Raw genomic sequence first — 19,127 nt, 5'->3', positions numbered from 1 at the left:
GGTAAGGGTGCGGCGCCGCGGAATCAGGCGGCGACCTGCTGGTAGGCCCAGGCAAGCCATGGCATCAGCGCCTGCAGGTCGGCCGTCTCGACGGTCGCCCCACACCAGATGCGGATGCCTGCCGGTGCGTCCTTGTACGAGCCGATGTCGAACGCCACGCCTTCGCTGTCGAGCAGCTTGACCAGCTTCTTGACCTGCTCGGCGTCGAGTTGCACACTCAGGCAGACGCTGGTGTTGGAGCGGGTCGCCGGATCCTTGGCCAGGAAGGAAATCCAGTCGTTGGCGGCAACGAAATCGGCAATCACCGCCAGGTTGGCTTCACTGCGGGCGATCGCTGCCTTGACGCCGCCAATCGCCTCGATCCAGGTGAGGGCGTCGAGATAGTCGGCAACGCAGAGCATCGACGGCGTGTTGATCGTTTCGCCCCGGAAGATACCTTCGCTGAGCTTGCCGCCCGAGGTGAGGCGAAAGACCTTCGGCAAGGGCCAGGGTGGGCTGTAGGACTCGAGACGGGCGACGGCGCGCGGGCCGAGGATGAGCATCCCGTGTGCACCTTCGCCGCCCAGCACCTTCTGCCAGGAGAAGGTCACCACGTCGAGCTTCGCCCAGGGCAAGTCCATGGCGAAGACGGCCGAGGTCGCGTCGCAGATCGTCAGGCCGGCCCGGTCATCCGGGATCCAGTCAGCGTTGGCGACCTTGACGCCGGAGGTCGTGCCGTTCCACGTAAAGACGACATCGTTTTCGAAATCGACCTGCGAGAAATCGACGATGTCGCCGTAGTCGGCTTTCAGCACCCTGGCGTTCGCAAGCTTCAGTTGCTTGACGACATCGGTGGCCCAGCCCGAGCCAAAGGACTCCCAAGCCAGGACGTCCACGCCGCGCTGGCCGAGTAGCGACCACATCGCCATTTCCACCGCCCCGGTATCCGAACCCGGCACCACACCGACCCGGTAGCCTTCGGGCAGGCCGAGGATACGAGCGGTCTCCGAACACGCCAGGCCCAAGGCTTTCTTGCCGAGCGCCGAGCGATGCGAGCGCCCCAGCGTGTCGAGCTTCAGGGCACTGACGTCGTAGCCCGGCCGCTTGCTGCAGGGCCCCGAGGAGAAATTCGGATTCTTGGGTTTTGCTGTGGGTTGCATGATTGCCTCTGTCTTGGGGGAAAGGGAACGAGGGGGCCGGCGCCTGCCTGCAGGTCCGGGGGGCGCCAGCGAGCCAGCCCCGAATTGTAACAGACTGAGTTTTCGCGGGAAGCAGGAGCCCGCTGCAACGGGGTTTGCGGCCGTTGCCGTGCGCGCCCGGAGCGGGCCCGCGCCGGCAGTGCTGGCAGCGTGCGTCAGAGTGCTGGGGGGACTTCCTGGATCCCCTGTCAGCTCGTATTGCCGCTTCCGGGTTTGGCGATGCGCGTTGAGGAATTGACTGGCGGACCCTAAAGTAAACCGTTTTCGTGCCGTTTCTGGCTTAGGGAGGTCATCGAAGCCTCAGGCAAACTGCACAGGTCGTTCCCGGTGGCTGTCGGGAGCGTGGCCGCCATGGTTGTCTGCTGCATCGTATCGGCCATGACAGGGAACGCTGGGCGAAGCGTTTCGACATCAGAAGAAAGGTTCCATCGAATTGGTCATCGCGGCGGGTGGCTCTTGCGGCGGCAGTTGGCGGTGTCTGTGCGGGGTTGTCTTGCACGGGCGGTTGCTTGCGGCCAGCCGGTTGGCGGCCTCTGTCTTGCCGCGGGGCAGCGGACCGGCACCTCCGGACCGCCGTGCCGCGGTTCGCCGACGCGGTTTTCGCCTGGAGGTTCCACGATGAGTAGCGGGGCCACGCACTCTGATCTGCTTTCGGACCTGTTCCTGCCGGCAGCGGGGGAGGCGGCAACCGCCGCTATGGGCAATCCCTGGAAGGTGTTGCTGGTCGACGACGAACAGGACGTCCATGCCGTGCTCCACCTGGCTCTGCAGGACGTCGTGATCGACGGCCGCCCGTTACTGCTGCTCGATGCCCTGTCGGCGCAGGAGGCGAGAACCGTGCTGGTCGCCCATCCCGACGTCGCCCTGATCCTGCTCGACGTCGTGATGGAGTCCGATCGGGCCGGCCTTGACCTCGTTCGCCACGTTCGCGACGACCTTGGCAACCGCAGCGTGCAGATCGTTCTGATTACCGGGCAGCCGGGTTACGCACCCCAGCGCGAGGTGGTCATCGGCTACGAAATCGACGGCTACCGACTCAAGTCGGAATTGAGCGCCGACCGAATCTGCGTTTCGGTCTACTCGGCTATCCGCACGCACCGCCTCATCCGCGCGCAGGAAGCGCTGCAGGAGGAACTCCATCAGAAGGTCAAGGTGCTCGACGACACGCTGCGTGCTCTGCGCGAGAGCGAGGACAACCTGATCCGGGCGCAGTCCGTCGCCCATGTCGGCAGTTGGACCTATGACCTGGCGAAGGACGAGATGCACTTGTCGATGGAAACCTGCCGGATCTATGGTCTGGCCGGCGGTAGCGTCGGTAGCTACGCGACGTACCTGGCGCGTGTCGTGCCCGAAGATCGCCAGTCGCTCGTCGCCGCCTGGCAATGCGCGCTCGACAAGGGTGGGGCCTTCGAAAACGAGCACCGCGTCCGGGTCGGCAAGAGCATTCGGCAGGTTCGCGTCAATGCCGACGTGCTCCGCGATGCCGATGGCCGGCCCGTTCGGGGCCTCGGCACGACGCAGGACATCAGTGAGCGCAAGCAGGTGGAGGGGGAACTCAGACGTTCGAACGCCGAACTGGAACAGTTCAGCTACGCGATTTCGCACGATCTACGGCAGCCCCTGAGAATGATCTCCAGCTACCTGCAACTGCTTGGCATCAGCCTGGGCGACGGACTCGACGCCGAGTGCCGCGAGTACTTCGGGTTTGCCATCGACGGCGCCAAGCGCCTCGATCGCATGCTCGTTGCGTTGCTCGAGTACTCGCGCGTCGGCCGTCTGGGTGAGCCGCCGACATGGGTCGACAGCCGAGCCATCCTCGACGAGGCATTGCTGTTTCTCCAACCGGCGATCGCCGAGGCGGAGGCCACCGTCAAGGTCCACGGGACCTGGCCACGGGTCCTCGTTCGGCCGGACGAGATGCTGCGACTGATCCAGAACCTGATCGGCAATGCAGCCAAGTTCCGCGTCGCCGGGCGGACGCCCGTGATCACCATTGCCAGCAGGGTAAGCGCCAGCGACTGGTCGCTCTCGGTGGCCGACAACGGAGTCGGTATCCACCACGCTCAGGTCGGGCGCCTGTTCCAGATGTTCCAGCGTTTGCAGAGCCGTGCCATCTACGAAGGCAGCGGCGTCGGCCTGGCACTCTGCCGCAAGATCGTCGAGCACCATGGCGGGCGCATCTGGGTCGAGTCGAGCGGCGAAGGCGAGGGCAGCCGCTTCTGCGTCGTGCTGCCGCTGGCCGAGGGGGGAGTATGAGCGGACCGGCGACTGGACTTGCGCCGGCCAGGGACGGGCTGTTCTGCCGGCCGGCCTACGTGGCCCTGTTGGTCTTCTCGCTGGCGGCCGCGGTAACTGCCGGGCTGATCTGGCGTTACGAGGCCGACCGCCGGCAGGCAGAGCGCGCTGCGCTCAGCGGGCTGGCGGCTGAGCGCGCCTGGGCGCTGCAGACCAGTATCGAGCACGCGCTGTCCCTGACCGACACCTTGGCAGTGATGCTGCGCCAGGGCAAAGGCAGCATTCCCGACTTCGAGGCGACGGCGGCTCGCTTGCTGCGTCTCTACCCTGGCGCCGTGGCGCTGCAACTGGCGCCGCGAGGGGCCCTTGCCCTGACGCTGCCGTCTGCGGTCAACGCGGAAAGGATGGGTCACGACCTGCTGCGTGATCTGGAATCGGCGAACGAATCGCCAGCGGCCGGTGACGGACGTCGCTTGACACTGAGCGGTCCCCTGACGTTGCGCGAGGGCCGGCAGGTGGCTGCCGGTCGCCTGCCGCTCTTCCTCGATGATGGCCAGGGTCGGGAAGCCTTCTGGGGCTTTGCTGTCGTCCTTCTGGCGATTCCGGAAGTGCTGGCCCAGGCGCGCTTGGCGGAACTGCAGGAACGTGGATACGCCTGGGAACTGTCGCGCGTCGATCCGACGACGCGCCAGGAGCAGGTGATCCGCGCGTCGTCGTCACCTCTGGTCGCTCCCGTCGAACGCAGCCTGCCTGTCGCTGACGTGACCTGGACGTTGCGGATCGCTCCGGTGCTGGGCTGGCAGGACGTGTCAGGCGTGTTGTGGAAGTGCGCCGCCGCCCTGCTGCTCAGTCTGCTGCTCGCCTGGCATGCGGCATGGCAGGCAAGACTGTTCGCTGCGACCAGGGCGCACGGGCGGAATCTCGAGCTGCGGGTCGCCCAGCGAACGGCTGATCTGCAGCGTTTTGCCGAGGTTACTGCCCATCACCTGCAGGAGCCGGTACGCCGGGTCGCCAGCTATGCCGGCCGCCTGCGCGCCCAGTTGGCCGGGCGCGTCGACGATGCGGAGGTGCAGGCTTCGCTCGACTTCATCAACCAGCAGGCGCTTCGACTGCAGGAACTGCTCCGCGATGTCGAGCTGTATCTGGCTGCCGATCAGCCGCGCGGCAGCATCGAGGCCTGCGATGCCGAGCAGACGCTGAGCAGGGTACTGGTGGAATTTGCCGACGTGATCGCCCAGGCGGCGGCCCGGGTCGAAGTGGGCAGGCTGCCTGCGGCCATGATCGACTCGCCGCGCTTGCGCGAACTCTTCCGGGTCGTGCTCGACAACGCCCTGCGCCATGGGCGCGGTGCCCAGTCCTTGCGGATCGAGATCGCCGGCGAGCGAGTCGGCGCCTCGGTGCGCTATCGCATCAGCGACAATGGTCCGGGGGTCGAAGACGAATACCGGCAGCGCGTGTTCCGGGTCTTTGAACGGCTGGCAACGAGTGGCGGAGGGACCGGCGTCGGCCTGGCCATTCTCCGCCGCATCGCCGAGAGTGCGGGCGGTTACGCCTGGCTCGAAGAGGCTGCCGGCGGTGGCTGCAGCGTGCTGATCGAACTGCCCGCGGGGGATGTCGCACCGACGGCGCCGCACGCTACCCTGGAAGCGCGGCCGTGACCGGAGTGGCTTCCCCGCTGCGCATTCTGCTCGTCGAAGACGATGCGGCGGATGCCCACCTCGTCCGGCTGGCCATGGCCGAGACCCGCATCAACGCCACGCTCGAGCATGTCGTCGACGGTCGTGAAGCACTCGAGTATCTGCGCCGCGAGACCGATCGCTTCAAGGAAGCGCTGCGTCCCGACCTGATTCTTCTCGATCTCAACATGCCGCGCCTGGACGGCCGGGAGTTTCTCGTCGCCGTGAAGGCGGACGTAGCGTTGCGGGCCATCCCGGTGGTCGTGCTGAGCACCTCTGACGTCGAGCGGGATGTGCGGGGGGCGTACCGACTCGGGGCGGCCGGATACGTGGCCAAACCGCTGGATGTGAGCGAGTTCATTGCCGAGATCCGCCAACTCGGTGAATACTGGACCTCTCTGGTGCGGCTGCCTGAACGCCGGTGAGCCCAATCACATGAACCAGCGACTACAAACCAGGCGCCTCCTGATTGTCGAGGACGAGCCCGGCGACGCCCGGCTGATGCAACTGGCGATCGTCAGGAACGGTTTCGCTACCGAGATGAGCAGTGCGGCCGATGGGCGGGAAGCGATGCGGTGTCTGCGCCGGGAGGGAGCACGCTGGGCCGGGGCGGTACACCCCGACCTGATTCTGCTCGATCTCAAGATGCCCGGCCAGGGTGGCCTCGAGTTCCTCGCGGCAATCAAGCAGGATGAGACGCTGCGCGCGATTCCGGTGGTCGTGGTGACGACGTCGCTACTGGAAGCTGACGTTCGCCGCGCTTATGAGCTTGGTGCCGCCGGCTATGTGCAAAAGCCGGCGGACCTGCGCGAGTTCATTGCCACCGTGCGAATATTGGGCGAGTACTGGTTCAAACTGGTGCGCCTGCCGCAAAATGGCGAATGAACCTGGGCGGATACGCGTGCCAGGTAGTGCACCGCGGATGCCGGCGATGCGCGGCGACGCACTCGCCGCGTCGCCGGTGCGGGTGATGGAGAACGGGGAATGAGTACAGCGATCCAACAGCGGATTTCCATTCTGGTGATCGAAGACGACGCCGGTGACCTGGGCCTGATCCGGGCCCACGTTCGCCTTGCCGGTCTTCGCTGCATCGGCGACAAGGATCCGGTGACCTGGGTACCGACACTTGCCGAGGGGGTTGCCGCCGCCACGGCGAGCCGGCCGGACGTCGTGCTGCTCGATCTTTCGCTGCCGGACTCGGCCGGACTCGCCACGGTGCAGGCGATGCGCCGGGTGATCCCGGATGTGCCGATCATCGTGCTTACCGGTCGCGACGATCACCAGCTCGCCGAGGCAGCGCTGCGGGCCGGCGCACAGGACTACCTGGTCAAGGGCCAGTTCGAGCACGACGCCCTCGGTCGCGCGATACGGCACGCGCTGGTCCGCCAGCGGCTGGAATCGCGATTGCGGCTCTTCGAGGCGGCATTGAATTCGGCCGCCAACGGCATCGTCATCACCGACGTCAATGCGGCCATTGAGTGGGCCAATCCGGCGTTCACGGCAATGACCGGGCGAACGCTGGCGGAAGCCGTCGGCCGCACTCCCGGCGAGGTGCTCAAGTCGGGCAGGCAGGACGCGGCGTTCTACCAGCGGATGTGGGCAACGATCCTCGCCGGTCAGGTCTGGAGCGGGGAACTGGTCAACCGACGCAAGGACGGCAGCGTCTACGACGAGGCGCTGACCATTTCCCCGGTTACCGACATGAACGGCAGGATTCAGCATTTCGTCGCCATCAAGCAGGATATTTCCGAACGCAAGGTGACCGAGGAACGCGTCCAGCACCTCGCCCATCATGATCAACTGACCGATCTGCCGAACCGCGCCCTGCTCAGCGACCGGCTGGCGCAGGCTGTGGCGCAGGCGCGGCGGGACCGCGGGACGCTGGCCCTGATGTTCCTCGACCTGGACCAGTTCAAGCCGGTCAACGATACCCTGGGTCATGACGTCGGCGATCTTCTGCTGAAGGAGGTGGCGCTGCGTCTGCAGAGTTGTGTGCCCCGCGAATCGGACACCGTTTCACGCCTCGGCGGTGACGAGTTCGTCATCCTGCTGGCGCAGATGGACAAGGCGGCGGATGCTGTCGTCGTCGCCGGCAAGATCCTTGCGGCGCTTCAACGGCCGTTCGCCATCGGCCCCCACGAGATCGGCATTTCGGCCAGCCTCGGCATCGCCGTCTATCCGCAGCACGGTGAAGACGTCAACCGGCTCCTCAAGAACGCCGACACGGCGATGTACCACGCCAAGAAGGCAGGGCGCAACTGCTACCGCTTCTTCCGCGCGCTGACCGATCAGGCTGGAGGCTAGACTGGACAGCGGCGATGACTGAGGAATTCGCCACGGGCACGAGTCGGCCCGACGACGCGGGCTTCCGGCAGCCTTCACAGGCGTTCCTGAGATACTGCGCCTGGTCGATTCTGGCTGCCGCGACGGCGGCCGCGTCGACCATTCTGTTGACCATGGCCGACCAACCGTGGCGGGTCAGCGGTCCCGTGCTCATGGCCTTGGTCGCCCTGGCTGCCTTGCGCCTCTTGTCGGCCGGCCGTCAGCGAGCCGCGCAGACGGTTCTCGTCTGGGGATCCTGGGTTGCCGTGACCGGGGTTTCGACGTTCTTCGGTGGTCTGCGCGCCCTGCTGGTCGTCGCCTATCCACTGCTGATCCTGATGGGCGGCTGGCTGCTTGGCCTGCGTGCAGCGGCCGTTCTGGCCTCGCTGACCGTGCTCGCGATCGTCGGCTTCGTGGTCGGCGATGCATGGGCCTGGCTGCCGACGCCACCGCCCACTCCGGCCGTGATGCATGGTCTGGTGCAAGGCGCTTGCAGCCTTGTGGCCCTGCTCCTGATCGTCTTTCTGGTGCGCTCGTACCAGAGCCGGATCGATGACGTCCGTCGCTTGGCCAGCGATCTCGCCCAACGGACCGCGGAACTGCAGGCACGCGAAGCCGATCTCAACCGCGCGCAGGCAGTTGCCAACGTCGGTAGCTGGGTCTACGACCTGGTCAGCGGCAGGATAGACATGTCGGCCGAAACCTGTCGCATCCTGGGTCTGCCCACAGGAACGGTCGGCAGCCTGGACGCCTTCATGGCGCGCGTCCACCCCGACGACCGCGACACCCTGCAGCAGGCCGCCGCCGCCGCCCTCAGGGGCGAGCCGTTCGACAACGAGCTGCGCCTCGTCTTTGGCGAGACGACACGGTGGATAACGCAAAGGGCGGAGGTGGAGTTCGACGAGGAGGGCAAGCCGCTGCGCAGTCTCGGCACGACCCAGGACATTACGGCGCGGAAGCAACTGGAAGCCAGCCTGCGCGAACAGAAGGAGTTCTTCCGACTGATTTCGGAAAGCATTGGCGAGCACATCGCCGTCCTCGATCTGCAGGGCCAACGACTTTACAACAGTCCTTCGTATGGGCAGTTTTTCGGCGATACCAGGGATCTGCGTGGCAGCGACTCGTTTGCCGACGTCCATCCCGAGGACCGCGAGCGGGTGAAGCGGGTATTCAGGCAGACGACCGAGACTGGCCGGGGCCAGGAGATCGAGTATCGCCTGGTGCGTAACGATGGCAGCGTCCGCCACATGGCGTCGGCCGGACGCGTTCTCGGGGACAGGCAGGGGGAGGCGGCACGCGTCGTCGTCGTATCGCGCGACGTTACCGAGCGCAAGCAGGCCGAACAGTGGGAGCGGATCGCCGCCACCGCTTTCGAGTCCCAGCAGGGCATGTTCATCACCGATGCCAATGCCGTCATCCTGCGCGTCAACCAGGCGTTCACCGACATCACAGGCTACGCCGCCGACGAGTGCATCGGTCAGACGCCGAAACTGCTCAGTTCGGGAAGGCACGACGCGAGCTTCTACGCAGCGATGCGCGAGAGCATCGAACGCAACGGCGTCTGGCAGGGCGAGATCTGGAATCGCCGCAAGAATGGTGATGTCTTCCCGGAGTGGCTGACGATTTCCTCGGTCAGGGATGGCGACGGCGTGGTGACCCACTACGTGTCGGCACTCACCGACATGAGCGCGCACAAGGCGGCACAGGAAGAGATCAGGCATCTCGCGTTCTATGACGCGCTGACCGGCTTGCCGAACCGCCGCCTGCTGCACGATCGTCTGCGGGTAGCCATCGCGTCGAGCGTGCGCAGCGAGCGCCAGGGCGCCCTGTTGTTCATCGATCTCGACAATTTCAAGACGCTCAACGACACGCTCGGGCACGACATGGGCGATCGCCTGCTGCAGCAGGTCGGCCAGCGGCTGAGCAGCAGCGTGCGCGAAGGGGATACGGTTGCCCGTCTCGGGGGCGATGAATTCGTGGTCATGCTCGAGAACCTCGGCGAGCGGCCCGAGGAGGCGGCCGGCCAGAGCCGGATCGTCGGCGAGAAGATCATCAAGCTGCTCAACCGCCCCTACGACCTGTCGGGTCACGACTATCACAATACGCCGAGCGTCGGCATTACCCTGTTTGGCGGGCAGCAGGTCGGCATCGACGAGTTGATGAAGCGAGCGGACCTGGCCATGTACGAGGCCAAGGCGTCGGGCCGCAACGCCCTGCGCTTTTTCGACCCGCGCATGCAGGCCGTGGTGACTGCACGTGCCGACATCGAGAAGGATCTGCGCGCAGCCGTCGGACGGCAGAGCTTCTTCCTGGCCTACCAGCCGCAGGTGGACGCGAGCGGACAAGTCATCGGTGCCGAGGCGCTGCTACGCTGGCAGCATCAACAGCGTGGCACCGTCTCGCCCGCCGAGTTCATCCCGGTTGCCGAGGAAACCGGCCTGATCCTGCCCCTCGGCCTGTGGGTGCTGGAGACCGCGTGCGCCCAGGCGGCACTGTGGGCCGCCAGGCCGGGGAGGGAACGTTTCACGGTTTCGGTCAACGTCAGTGCCCGGCAGTTTCGGCAAGCGAACTTCGTCGACCAGGTGTTGGCCGTTCTCGCCAGAAGCGGCGCGCACCCGCGCAATCTCAAGCTGGAGCTCACCGAGAGCATGCTGCTCGACAATGTCCAGGACATCATCGCCAAGATGAGTGCCTTGAAGGCACGGGGCGTGGGCTTTTCGCTCGACGACTTCGGCACGGGTTACTCGTCGCTGTCGTACCTGAAGCAGTTGCCTCTCGATCAGCTGAAGATCGACCAGTCCTTCGTGCGGGATCTGCTGACCGACCCCAACGACGAAGTGATCGCGCGCACGATCATCGCTCTCGCCAGGACCCTGGGTCTGTCGGTCATCGCCGAGGGGGTCGAAAGCGTCGAACAGCAGGATGCGCTGGCGGCGCAAGGCTGCCTCGCCTACCAGGGCTACCTGTTCAGCCGGCCGCTGGCGCTCGCCGACTTCGAGGCGTTCCTGCGACGGTAGTGAGCCACCGGGTGGAGCCGCCGCGCACTACTTGCCCTCACCGCGGGCCGCCAGGTAGATGCCGACGAGCAGCAGGACGAAGCCGGTCGCCTGTAAAGGCGCGAACGATTCGCCGAAGAAAAGCCATGCCAGGGCGGCGCTGCCGACCGGCTCGCCGAGCGTCACGACGGCGATGAAGGTGGGCGAAACGTGCTTGAGTGACCAGTTGTACGAAGTATGCCCGAGCAGTTGCGGGCCGAGGGCCATGCCCAGCGCGACCAGATAGGCGGCGTCGGCATAGCCGGTGATGGCCGTGTCGCTGGCCTGGCAGGCGAGCAGCAGAAGGATCGCCGCGCTGCCATAGGCCAGCCAGACGTATGCCGGCAGCGCGAGGCTGGCACGCAGGCGGCGGCCGATCAGCAGATACGCCGAGAAGCACCAGCTGCCGGCGATGGCCAGGAAGTTCCCGAGCAAGGGATTCGTTCCGGGCGCGCTCGTGCGGCTGTCGCTCCAGAAGATCAGCAGGCTGCCCGACAGCGAAAGGACGATGCCTATCACCATCAGGCGGCTTGGGCGATCACCGAAAAGCAGGAAGGAGGCGATGCCGATCCATAGCAGGTTGGTCGTCACCAGCGCCGTGCTGCTGGCTACCGACGTGTACTCCAGCGAGCTGATCCAGGTCGCGAAATGCAGCGCCAGGAAGAGGCCGGCGCCGCCGGTCAGCAGTCCCTGCCGCGGCTTGAGCATGCGCAGGGCCGAGCCCGACTGCCAGAGGGCGAGCGGAGTGATCAGCAGCGCCGCCAACCCGAGGCGCAGGGTGGCAATGGTCAGCGACGGCAGTCCGTAACCCTGCGCGATGCGCGCCAGAATGGCGCCGAACGAAATGGCCAGCAAACCGATGCCGAGCACCAGGAACGGCAGCCAGCGCGGTGGCGCCTTGTCCACGACTTCGCCAGACGCCCGCTCAGGCCGCGGGCTGGGCAGCCGGGGCCGCGTGCCCGCCTTCGAGGTAGGCGGCGTGTACCTCGGGGTTGGCCAGCAACTCGCGACCAGTGCCGGAGAGAATGATCTGACCGTGTTGCAGGACGTAGCCGCGATGCGCGACGCGCAGCGCGTGGTGTGCGTTCTGTTCGACGAGGAGGATCGTCATCCCGTGGTCGCGATTGAGTTCGCGCACGATCTGGAAGATTTTCTTGATGTACAGGGGTGCCAGGCCGAGCGAGGGTTCGTCGAGCAGCAGGAGCTGGGGCCGGCTCATCAGCGCGCGGGCGATCGCCAGCATCTGCTGCTCGCCGCCCGAGAGGGTTCCGGCACGCTGCGTACAGCGTTCCTCGAGGATCGGGAAGAGGGTGTACATGCGCTTCAGGTCGACCTCGAAGTTCGTCTCCTCGCCGAGGACGGCGCCCATCTGCAGGTTTTCCATCACCGTCATGCGCGGAAAGATGCGCCGGCCTTCGGGAACCAGTGCGATGCCGCGGCGGGCGATCTCGTGCGTCGGCAGACCGGTGATGTCCTCCCCGTCGAAAACGACTCGCCCGCTCGAGGCGCGCGGCTGACCGAAGATCGCCATCATCAGCGTCGACTTGCCGGCGCCGTTGGCGCCGATCAGCGTCACCACCTCGCCGACCTGTACCGACAGATCGACGCCGTGCAGCGCATGGATCGCACCATAGTGGGCATGTACCCCGGACAGTTGCAGCATCATCGGACAGCCTCCGGATCGGTCGGTGCGTCGGTTCGCATTTCGTCCGCACGCAGTTCGTCAGCATCTTCCTCGCCAAGATAGGCCTTGATCACATTGGGATCCTTCTGGATATCTGCCGGCGTGCCTTCGGCGATCTTGCGGCCGTAGTTGAGGACGCAGATGTGGTCGGAGACGTTCATCACCACGCTCATGTCGTGTTCGATGAGGAGTATCGCGATTCCTTCGACGCTCGCCAGATGCTTCAGCAGTTCGTTGAGTTCGGACGATTCACGCGGATTGAGTCCGGCAGCCGGCTCGTCGAGACAGAGGAGCAGCGGGTCAACGCACAGGGCGCGGGCGATCTCGATGCGCCGCTGCATGCCGTAGGGCAAGGCACCTGCCGCCGTGTCGGCCTTGTCGAGCAGACCCAGGCGCTGGAGCCAGCCGACGGCCTTGTCCATGGCGGCGGCTTCGGCCCGGCGATAGCCGGGCAGTCCGAGGAGGCCGGCGAGCGAGAAGCGCGACGCGTGCTGCAGCGCGTTGTGCTGGGCGACGATCAGGTTTTCCAGCACCGTCATCTGCGGAAACAGGCGGATGTTCTGGAACGTACGCACCACTTGGGCCGAGCGCGCCACCTGATGGCTGGCCAGTTGTTCGAGGCGCAGCACGCCGCGCTGCGGGTGGTTGAGGCGGACACTGCCCACCGTCGGCTTGTAGAAACCGGTCAGGCAGTTGAAGAAGGTCGTCTTGCCGGCGCCGTTCGGACCGATGACGCCGGTGATCTTGCGCGCGGCGACATCGAGCGACAGGTCGTCGATGGCGAGCAGGCCGCCGAAGCGCATGGTCAGCCGCTCGACGCTGAGCAGCGGTGGCGGGGCGCTCATCGGCGTCCCCCGTCGGCACGGTAGCGCAGCGTCGGTTCGCGGTGCGAGAGGATGCCGCCTGGCTTCCAGATCATGATCAGGATCATCGCCGCGCCGAAGAGCAGCATCCGGTATTCGGCAAAGTCGCGTCCCAGTTCAGGCAAGAGGACCAGTACCAGCGAGGCGAGGACGACACCGAGCTGGCTGCCCATGCCGCCGAGCACGACAATCGCGAGAATGATCGCCGACTCGTTGAAGGTGAAGGACTCCGGCGAGATGAAGCCCTGGCGGGCGGCGAAGAAGACGCCGGCGAAGCCGCCGAGCATGGCGCCGATGGCGAACGCCGAGAGCTTGACGTTGCGCGCATTGATTCCCATCGCCTTGCAGGCAATCTCGTCCTCGCGAATCGCCTCCCAGGCGCGGCCGATCGGCAGCTTGCGCATCCGCGAGACGAAGAGATTGGTGAGCAAGGCCAGCGCGAGAATCAGGTAGTAGAGAAAGACGATCCGATGGTTGGTCGAAAACTCGAGGCCGAAGAACGAGGCGAAGGTCGGGTCGTCGCCGGGTGGTTTGAAAGGCAAGCCGAAGAACGACGGGCGCGGAATCGACGCGATGCCGTTCGGACCGCCGGACAGTTCGGTCCAGTTCACCAGGATGATGCGGATGATTTCGCCGAAACCGAGAGTCACGATCGCCAGATAGTCGCCGCGCAGGCGCAGCGTCGGCCAGCCGAGGAGGATGCCGAAGCTGGCGGCGACCGCGCCGGCGAGCGGCAGCGCCTGCCAGAAGCCCCAGCCGAACTGCGTCGAGAGCAGGCCGTAGGTGTAGGCACCGACGGCGTAGAAGGCGACGTAACCGAGATCGAGCAGGCCGGCCAGCCCGACGACCACATTCAGGCCCCAGCCGAGCATGACGTAGATCAGCACCGTGGTCGCCGTATCGACGACGTAGCGGTTCTCCGAGAAGAGCATCGGTAGCGCCACGGAGATGCCGAGCGCCGCCCAGCCGATCCAGGTCAACAGCGGGCTCGTCGCCTGATCGACGGTCGGTGCCGAGACGGCGCTGCGTTCGCGCGCCTGCTTGCGCGCCCGCAAGCGGTCGATGGCGTAGCGCAGGAGCAGGCGCCCGGCAAAGCAGACGCCGACGAAAATGCAAAGGGTCGGCCAGCGCGTGGCGATCCGCAGTGCTCCCCCCTGGTCGACGGTCGTCAGGCCGATCATCGGGATGCCGAGCAGGAGCGCAATGAAGGCGACTGCGGCGGCGTCCTTCAGACGTTCGGCGGGCGAGGTGCTGTGCTGCGCGAGGACGAGGGCGGCCATCACACCTTCTCCACTTCAGGGCGCCCGAGCAGGCCGGAAGGGCGGAACATGAGCACCAGGATGAGGATCGTGAAGGTCGCCACGTCCTTATACTCGGCCGACAGATAGGCGGCCCAGAAGGCCTCGATCAGGCCGATCAGCAGGCCGCCGAGCATCGCCCCCGGCAACGAGCCGATACCGCCGAGGACGGCAGCGGTGAAGGCCTTGATACCGGCCACGAAGCCGATGAAGAAATCGACGACGCCGTAATAGACGGTGACCATGACGCCGGCGACGGCCGCCAGCGCGGCGCCGAGCATGAAGGTCAGGGAAATCGTCCGGTCGACATTGATGCCGAGCAGCGCCGTCATCGTCCGGTCCTGCTCGCACGAGCGTTGCTGGCGGCCGAAGGAGGTCTTCGTGATCAGCCAGGTGAAGCCGGCCATCAGCGCCACGGTGACGACGACGATGAGGACTTGCGAATAAGCCAGCCGCACCGTGAAGCCGTCGATGGTCAGGATGTCGATGCCGCCGACGAGTACCGGCGCGACCGGCTTGACGCGTGCGCCCTGCGTCAGTTGCACCATGTTCTGCAGGAAGATCGACATGCCGATCGCCGAGATCAGCGGCGCCAGGCGCGTCGAGCCGCGCAGTGGCCGATAGGCCGTTCGCTCGACCGTCCAGCCATAGATCGAAGTGAAGAAGACGGCGACCAGCAGCACCACCAGCAGCGACAGCGGTACCGAACTGATGCCGAAGCTGGCGAGCAGCGTGAACACGGTTACCGCAATGAAGGCGCTGACCATGTAGATGTCGCCATGCGCGAAGTTGATCATGCCGATGATCCCGTACACCATCGTGTAGCCGATGGCGATCAGACCATAGACGGCACCCAGGGTCAGGCCGTTGATCAGTTGCTGAAGTGCGAGAGCCATGCGTCTCCTCCTTGTTATCTACGCGTCAGCGATGCGTCTCGGCGTGGTGGGAGCGGGCGGCGAAGCCGAGCGTTGAGGCAGCTGGGGCACCAGCCGGCGTCGGCAGGCCCCTTCTTGGAGCGAGCGGCGACCGTGCCAGGCAGCGGGCTTCCCGACAGCATGTTACGGTGCCCCGAGGTTTTTGTCATCCGCCACGCCGGCGTTGCCGCGCGCCGGCAAGTCATATGCCTGCGGCAACTCGCTCGCGGCGTGCGTTGTCTCAGGGGTGGTGACCTACCGATTGGCTCTGGGGACGACGACAGAGCCCCACGCGACAGGCGGGAGAGGGCGCGTCGCCGACACCCCGGCAACCGCGAGCGCGACGATCTCGATCTCACCGAGTTTCTGCCGCAGCGCGTGGCGGCGGGCAGGTTGCCAGTACTGCAGCCTTCTCTGGCGCTGAACTCTCGTGCGTCGGCAAATCCGCAATTGGCGCGTGCGTGCTATTGCCTTAGAATCGCGGGCTCGATCTCTTGAGGACAAGCAATGTACGCGGGAATAGTCGATTGGCCCTGGTGGGCATACGTATTGACCACACTGGCTCTGACGCACGTGACCATTGCTGCGGTGACCATTTTTCTGCACCGTCATCAGGCGCACCGTGCCCTGGATCTGCATCCGCTGGTCGCGCATTTTTTCCGCCTCTGGCTGTGGCTGAGCACCGGGATGGTGACCAAGGAGTGGGCGGCCATCCACCGCAAGCATCACGCCAAGTGCGAGACTGCCGAGGATCCGCACAGCCCGCAGGTTTTCGGCATCAACCGGGTGCTCTGGGGTGGCGTCTTCCTTTACGTCAAGGAGGCCAGGAACGGTGACACCCTGCAGCGCTACGGTCGGGGGACGCCGGACGACTGGCTCGAGAATCATCTGTACTCGCCATGGCACAAGCTCGGTATCGTGATCATGCTGGCCATCGACGTGGCGATCTTCGGCGTGTTTCCAGGGGTGCTGATCTGGCTGGTGCAGATGCTCTGGATTCCGTTCTGGGCGGCCGGGGTGATCAACGGTCTCGGCCATTTCTGGGGCTACCGCAACTTCAATTCCCCCGACGCCAGCACCAACCTCTTCCCCTGGGGAATCCTCATCGGCGGCGAGGAACTGCACAACAACCATCACACCTTCGCCACGTCGGCGAGATTGTCGAACCGCTGGTACGAATTCGACGTCGGTTGGCTCTACATCCGCATCCTGGCGGCGCTGCGCCTGGCGCATATCAAGAAGGTGGCGCCCCGGCCGCGACTCGGCACCCTGCGCCCGGTGGTGGATTTCGACACTTTGCAGGCGGTGATCGCCAACCGTTACGACGTCCTTTCGCGCTATGCCAAGTCGCTCAAGCAGGTCTATCGCGAAGAACTCGACAGATTGCAGGACGGCAATCGCTTCAAGGGCCTCAAGCGCTGGCTGGCCGCCGACGCCGGTGCCGTGCCGCAGGAAATGCGCGGACGGCTGGAATCGCTGCTCGGCGAGAGTCGGGCACTCGAAACGGCTTACGCCATGCGCCAGGAACTGGCAGCGGTCTGGGAACGTTCGAATGCGTCGCGCGAGCAACTGCTGCAGGCTCTGCAGGACTGGTGCGAGCGTGCCGAGAACTCGGGAGTTCGGCAACTGCAGGAACTGTCGATGCGCTTGCGCAGCTATGCGCTGGCCTGATCGCGCGGCTTGATGCATCTCTCGCTGCGTGCCCGCTTTGGCCTGGTGGCGCTGGCGGCGTTTGGCCTGACTGCAGCCGGCTTGCTGATCGGGGAAGTAATGAATCTGCAACCATGTCCACTGTGCATCTTTCAGCGGCTACTGTATTTGCTGATCGGTTGTCTGGCGGTGGTCGGCGCGTTGCTTCCCGGCTGGGGACGCCTGTGGGCGGCGCTGCTTGGCCTGACCGCGGTGGGCGGGCTGGCGACTGCCGGTTACCAGAGCTGGCTGCAGTATTTTCCCACGGCGAGCATGGAGTGCGGTTTTGGTGAACCGACGCTGATCGAACAGATCGTCGACTGGTTCGGCGTTCTCTGGCCAGCCGTGTTCATGGCCACTGGCTTCTGCTCGAGCAAGGACTGGATGTTTCTCGGCCTGTCGATGGCCAACTGGTCCGGTCTGTGTTTTCTGGCCTTTGCCATCGTTGCCGGGTCAATGCTGGCCAAGCCGGCCGCCGCTGGCGTTCGTGCCGCTTAGCCGGTGATCGTGTAACTCGTCGTCGGGGTTTCGTTCGCGCCGCCACGCGCGGGCGCCGGTTTCATGACTGTCCGGTGCTGCCGAAACCGCCGTCACCGCGTGCGCTGGCGGCGAAGTCGTCGACGATGTTGAAGGACGCCTGCAATACGGGGACGATCACCAGTTGCGCCAGTCGATCGAGCGGCTGCAGGGTGAAGGGACGCTGACCGCGATTCCAGGTGGACACCATGATCTCGCCCTGATAGTCGGAGTCGATCAGCCCAACCAGATTGCCGAGCACGATTCCATGTTTGTGGCCCAGGCCGGAGCGCGGCAGGATCATGGCGGCAAGGCCCGGGTCGGCGAGATGAATCGCCATACCGGTGGGAATCAATACCGTTTCCCCCGGCTGAATGTCCATCGGAGTGGCGATGCAGGCGCGCAGGTCCAGGCCTGCCGCGCCGGCGGTCGCGTAGTGCGGAGGCTGGTCGCGCAGACGCGCGTCGAGCAGCTTGACGTCTATCCGGTGCTGGCTGGCGTGCATTGACGTTTCTCGAGCAGGGCGGCGATGTGCGCCACGAGGTGGCGCGCCAGATCAATCTTGGGCGCGACCGGCAGCGCGTGCTGGCCTTCGTCGTCGAAGAGGACCAGCCGGTTGTCGTCACCGCCAAAGCCGTCATGGATCAGGTTGCCGACGATCAGTGGAATCTTCTTGCTGCGCCGCTTGCTCTCCGCGTACTCGGCCAGCTTCTCGCTTTCTGCAGCGAAGCCGACGCAGAGCGGCGGCGCCGGTAGCGCGGCGATCTCGCCGAGGATGTCGGGATTCTGCACCAGTTCGATCGCCGGTGGGGCAGCCTGGGCGGCCTTCTTGATCTTCTGGTCGAGCGGTTCGGCCGGTCGATAGTCGGCGACGGCCGCGACGGCAACGAAAACGTCGTTATCCGCAACCTGGCCGAGAACGGCGGCGTGCATCTGCAAGGCGCTGGTGACGCTGATGCGGGTGACGCCGCGCGGGCAGGGCAGGCTGACCGGACCGGAAACCAGCGTCACCTGTGCTCCTGCCTCGCGCGCCGCACGGGCGATGGCGTAGCCCATCTTGCCCGACGACAGGTTGGTGATGCCGCGCACCGGGTCGATCGCCTCGAAGGTCGGCCCGGCGGTCAGCAGCAGGCGCTTGCCGGCCAGCAGCTGCGGCTGGAAGTGGGCGATCGTTTCGTCGACGATTTCCTCGGGCTCGAGCATGCGGCCGGGACCGGTCTCGCCGCAAGCCTGGTCGCCACAGGCCGGACCGATGACACTGACGCCGTCGCTGCGCAAGACGGCGATGTTGCGCCGCGTCGCCGGGTTCTCCCACATCTGGCGGTTCATGGCCGGAGCGACCAGTAGTGGGCAGTCACGCGCCAGGACCAGCGTCGTCAGCAGATCATCGGCCAGGCCGCCCGCCAGTTTGGCGAGAAAGTCGGCCGAGGCCGGCGCGACCAGTAGCGCGTCGGCTTCACGCGACAGGTCGATGTGCGCCATGTTGTTGGCCACCCGCGGGTCCCACTGGTCGGTGAACACGAGTTTTCCGGAGAGTGCCTGGAAGGTGACCGGCGTGACGAAATGCGTCGCCGCCTCGCTCATCACGACGTGCACCGAGGCGCCTTCCTTGATCAGCAGCCGGACCAGTTCGGCGGCCTTGTACGCGGCGATGCCGCCGGTGATGCCGAGGACGATGCGTTTTCCTGCGAGCTCCATGAGCGCTGCTCTTCAGTCG

General features: G+C 65.7%; 16 protein-coding genes. 8 read left to right on the top strand and 8 right to left on the bottom strand.

The annotated features are described in order from the left end of the window. Positions 1 to 23: 23 nt before the first annotated feature. Positions 24 to 1,139, bottom strand: a complete 1,116-nt coding sequence (locus CAP2UW1_RS12790; RefSeq protein ID WP_015767036.1) for a phosphoserine transaminase — start codon at positions 1,137 to 1,139, stop codon at positions 24 to 26. Positions 1,140 to 1,796: 657 nt separating this feature from the next. On the opposite strand from CAP2UW1_RS12790, the gene CAP2UW1_RS23845 reads away from it, so the two are divergent. The 6 genes from CAP2UW1_RS23845 (at position 1,797) to CAP2UW1_RS23835 (ending at position 10,428) form a co-directional block, all read left to right on the top strand. Continuing rightward, complete coding sequence (locus tag CAP2UW1_RS23845; RefSeq protein WP_015767035.1) at positions 1,797 to 3,434, top strand: sensor histidine kinase; 1,638 nt, start codon at positions 1,797 to 1,799, stop codon at positions 3,432 to 3,434. Further along, positions 3,431 to 5,071: a sensor histidine kinase gene (locus tag CAP2UW1_RS23840; RefSeq protein WP_015767034.1), complete on the top strand. Its 1,641-nt coding sequence runs from the start codon at positions 3,431 to 3,433 to the stop codon at positions 5,069 to 5,071. Before CAP2UW1_RS23845 ends, CAP2UW1_RS23840 begins: the two co-directional genes overlap by 4 nt. Continuing rightward, a complete protein-coding gene (locus CAP2UW1_RS12775) occupies positions 5,068 to 5,514 on the top strand; it encodes a response regulator (RefSeq protein WP_015767033.1) in 447 nt (148 codons plus the stop codon). The genes CAP2UW1_RS23840 and CAP2UW1_RS12775 overlap by 4 nt, the downstream gene beginning before the upstream one ends. A 10-nt stretch (positions 5,515 to 5,524) precedes the next feature. Then, the gene (locus CAP2UW1_RS12770) at positions 5,525 to 5,974 is read left to right on the top strand and encodes a response regulator (RefSeq protein ID WP_015767032.1); all 450 of its coding nucleotides are present in this window, start codon (positions 5,525 to 5,527) and stop codon (positions 5,972 to 5,974) included. A 99-nt stretch (positions 5,975 to 6,073) separates the two neighbouring features. Next, the gene (locus CAP2UW1_RS12765; RefSeq protein ID WP_015767031.1) at positions 6,074 to 7,393 is read left to right on the top strand and encodes a diguanylate cyclase domain-containing protein; all 1,320 of its coding nucleotides are present in this window, start codon (positions 6,074 to 6,076) and stop codon (positions 7,391 to 7,393) included. Positions 7,394 to 7,407: 14 nt separating this feature from the next. Beyond that, on the top strand, positions 7,408 to 10,428 hold the full coding sequence (locus CAP2UW1_RS23835) for an EAL domain-containing protein (protein WP_015767030.1): 3,021 nt from the start codon (positions 7,408 to 7,410) through the stop codon (positions 10,426 to 10,428). 27 nt (positions 10,429 to 10,455) lie between these two features. On the opposite strand, the gene CAP2UW1_RS12755 is transcribed toward CAP2UW1_RS23835, so the two are convergent. Genes CAP2UW1_RS12755 through CAP2UW1_RS12735 form a run of 5 tightly spaced genes read right to left on the bottom strand, consistent with a single transcriptional unit; the run spans position 10,456 to position 15,187 of the window. Next, positions 10,456 to 11,352 carry a DMT family transporter gene (locus CAP2UW1_RS12755; protein ID WP_015767029.1) on the bottom strand — a complete coding sequence of 299 codons (897 nt, stop codon included), beginning with the start codon at positions 11,350 to 11,352 and terminating at the stop codon, positions 10,456 to 10,458. Positions 11,353 to 11,371: 19 nt separating this feature from the next. Beyond that, a complete protein-coding gene (locus CAP2UW1_RS12750; RefSeq protein WP_041568465.1) occupies positions 11,372 to 12,109 on the bottom strand; it encodes an ABC transporter ATP-binding protein in 738 nt (245 codons plus the stop codon). Continuing rightward, the gene (locus CAP2UW1_RS12745) at positions 12,109 to 12,975 is read right to left on the bottom strand and encodes an ABC transporter ATP-binding protein (protein ID WP_015767027.1); all 867 of its coding nucleotides are present in this window, start codon (positions 12,973 to 12,975) and stop codon (positions 12,109 to 12,111) included. Before CAP2UW1_RS12745 ends, CAP2UW1_RS12750 begins: the two co-directional genes overlap by 1 nt. Then, on the bottom strand, positions 12,972 to 14,273 hold the full coding sequence (gene livM / locus CAP2UW1_RS12740; RefSeq protein ID WP_015767026.1) for a high-affinity branched-chain amino acid ABC transporter permease LivM: 1,302 nt from the start codon (positions 14,271 to 14,273) through the stop codon (positions 12,972 to 12,974). Before livM ends, CAP2UW1_RS12745 begins: the two co-directional genes overlap by 4 nt. Next, positions 14,273 to 15,187 (bottom strand): ABC transporter permease subunit, encoded by a 915-nt coding sequence (locus CAP2UW1_RS12735; protein WP_015767025.1) that lies wholly within the window; start codon positions 15,185 to 15,187, stop codon positions 14,273 to 14,275. The genes livM and CAP2UW1_RS12735 overlap by 1 nt, the downstream gene beginning before the upstream one ends. Positions 15,188 to 15,712: 525 nt before the next feature. On the opposite strand from CAP2UW1_RS12735, the gene CAP2UW1_RS12730 reads away from it, so the two are divergent. Beyond that, a complete protein-coding gene (locus CAP2UW1_RS12730; RefSeq protein ID WP_015767024.1) occupies positions 15,713 to 16,876 on the top strand; it encodes a DesA family fatty acid desaturase in 1,164 nt (387 codons plus the stop codon). A gap of 12 nt (positions 16,877 to 16,888) precedes the next feature. Further along, positions 16,889 to 17,392, top strand: a complete 504-nt coding sequence (locus tag CAP2UW1_RS12725) for a disulfide bond formation protein B (RefSeq protein ID WP_015767023.1) — start codon at positions 16,889 to 16,891, stop codon at positions 17,390 to 17,392. A gap of 61 nt (positions 17,393 to 17,453) precedes the next feature. On the opposite strand, the gene dut is transcribed toward CAP2UW1_RS12725, so the two are convergent. Together dut and coaBC are read right to left on the bottom strand one after the other, a co-directional pair. Then, on the bottom strand, positions 17,454 to 17,915 hold the full coding sequence (gene dut / locus CAP2UW1_RS12720) for a dUTP diphosphatase (RefSeq protein ID WP_015767022.1): 462 nt from the start codon (positions 17,913 to 17,915) through the stop codon (positions 17,454 to 17,456). Continuing rightward, positions 17,891 to 19,108, bottom strand: a complete 1,218-nt coding sequence (gene coaBC, locus CAP2UW1_RS12715; protein WP_015767021.1) for a bifunctional phosphopantothenoylcysteine decarboxylase/phosphopantothenate--cysteine ligase CoaBC — start codon at positions 19,106 to 19,108, stop codon at positions 17,891 to 17,893. The genes dut and coaBC overlap by 25 nt, the downstream gene beginning before the upstream one ends. Positions 19,109 to 19,127 lie beyond the last annotated feature (19 nt).

This window comes from Candidatus Accumulibacter phosphatis, from assembly GCF_000024165.1.
Lineage (GTDB): Bacteria > Pseudomonadota > Gammaproteobacteria > Burkholderiales > Rhodocyclaceae > Accumulibacter > Accumulibacter phosphatis.
The sequence above is the reverse complement of the archived record's forward strand: the minus strand, read 5'-3'. Positions and strand labels throughout refer to the sequence as shown.

Coding starts and splice junctions, on each gene's coding strand:
- CAP2UW1_RS12790 (WP_015767036.1), bottom strand. CDS start 1,139: ATGCAACCCACAGCAAAACCCAAGAATCCGAATTTCTCCTCGGGGCCC.
- CAP2UW1_RS23845 (WP_015767035.1), top strand. CDS start 1,797: ATGAGTAGCGGGGCCACGCACTCTGATCTGCTTTCGGACCTGTTCCTG.
- CAP2UW1_RS23840 (WP_015767034.1), top strand. CDS start 3,431: ATGAGCGGACCGGCGACTGGACTTGCGCCGGCCAGGGACGGGCTGTTC.
- CAP2UW1_RS12770 (WP_015767032.1), top strand. CDS start 5,525: ATGAACCAGCGACTACAAACCAGGCGCCTCCTGATTGTCGAGGACGAG.
- CAP2UW1_RS12765 (WP_015767031.1), top strand. CDS start 6,074: ATGAGTACAGCGATCCAACAGCGGATTTCCATTCTGGTGATCGAAGAC.
- CAP2UW1_RS23835 (WP_015767030.1), top strand. CDS start 7,408: ATGACTGAGGAATTCGCCACGGGCACGAGTCGGCCCGACGACGCGGGC.
- CAP2UW1_RS12750 (WP_041568465.1), bottom strand. CDS start 12,109: ATGCTGCAACTGTCCGGGGTACATGCCCACTATGGTGCGATCCATGCG.
- CAP2UW1_RS12745 (WP_015767027.1), bottom strand. CDS start 12,975: ATGAGCGCCCCGCCACCGCTGCTCAGCGTCGAGCGGCTGACCATGCGC.
- livM (WP_015767026.1), bottom strand. CDS start 14,273: ATGGCCGCCCTCGTCCTCGCGCAGCACAGCACCTCGCCCGCCGAACGT.
- CAP2UW1_RS12735 (WP_015767025.1), bottom strand. CDS start 15,187: ATGGCTCTCGCACTTCAGCAACTGATCAACGGCCTGACCCTGGGTGCC.
- CAP2UW1_RS12730 (WP_015767024.1), top strand. CDS start 15,713: ATGTACGCGGGAATAGTCGATTGGCCCTGGTGGGCATACGTATTGACC.
- CAP2UW1_RS12725 (WP_015767023.1), top strand. CDS start 16,889: ATGCATCTCTCGCTGCGTGCCCGCTTTGGCCTGGTGGCGCTGGCGGCG.
- dut (WP_015767022.1), bottom strand. CDS start 17,915: ATGCACGCCAGCCAGCACCGGATAGACGTCAAGCTGCTCGACGCGCGT.
- coaBC (WP_015767021.1), bottom strand. CDS start 19,108: ATGGAGCTCGCAGGAAAACGCATCGTCCTCGGCATCACCGGCGGCATC.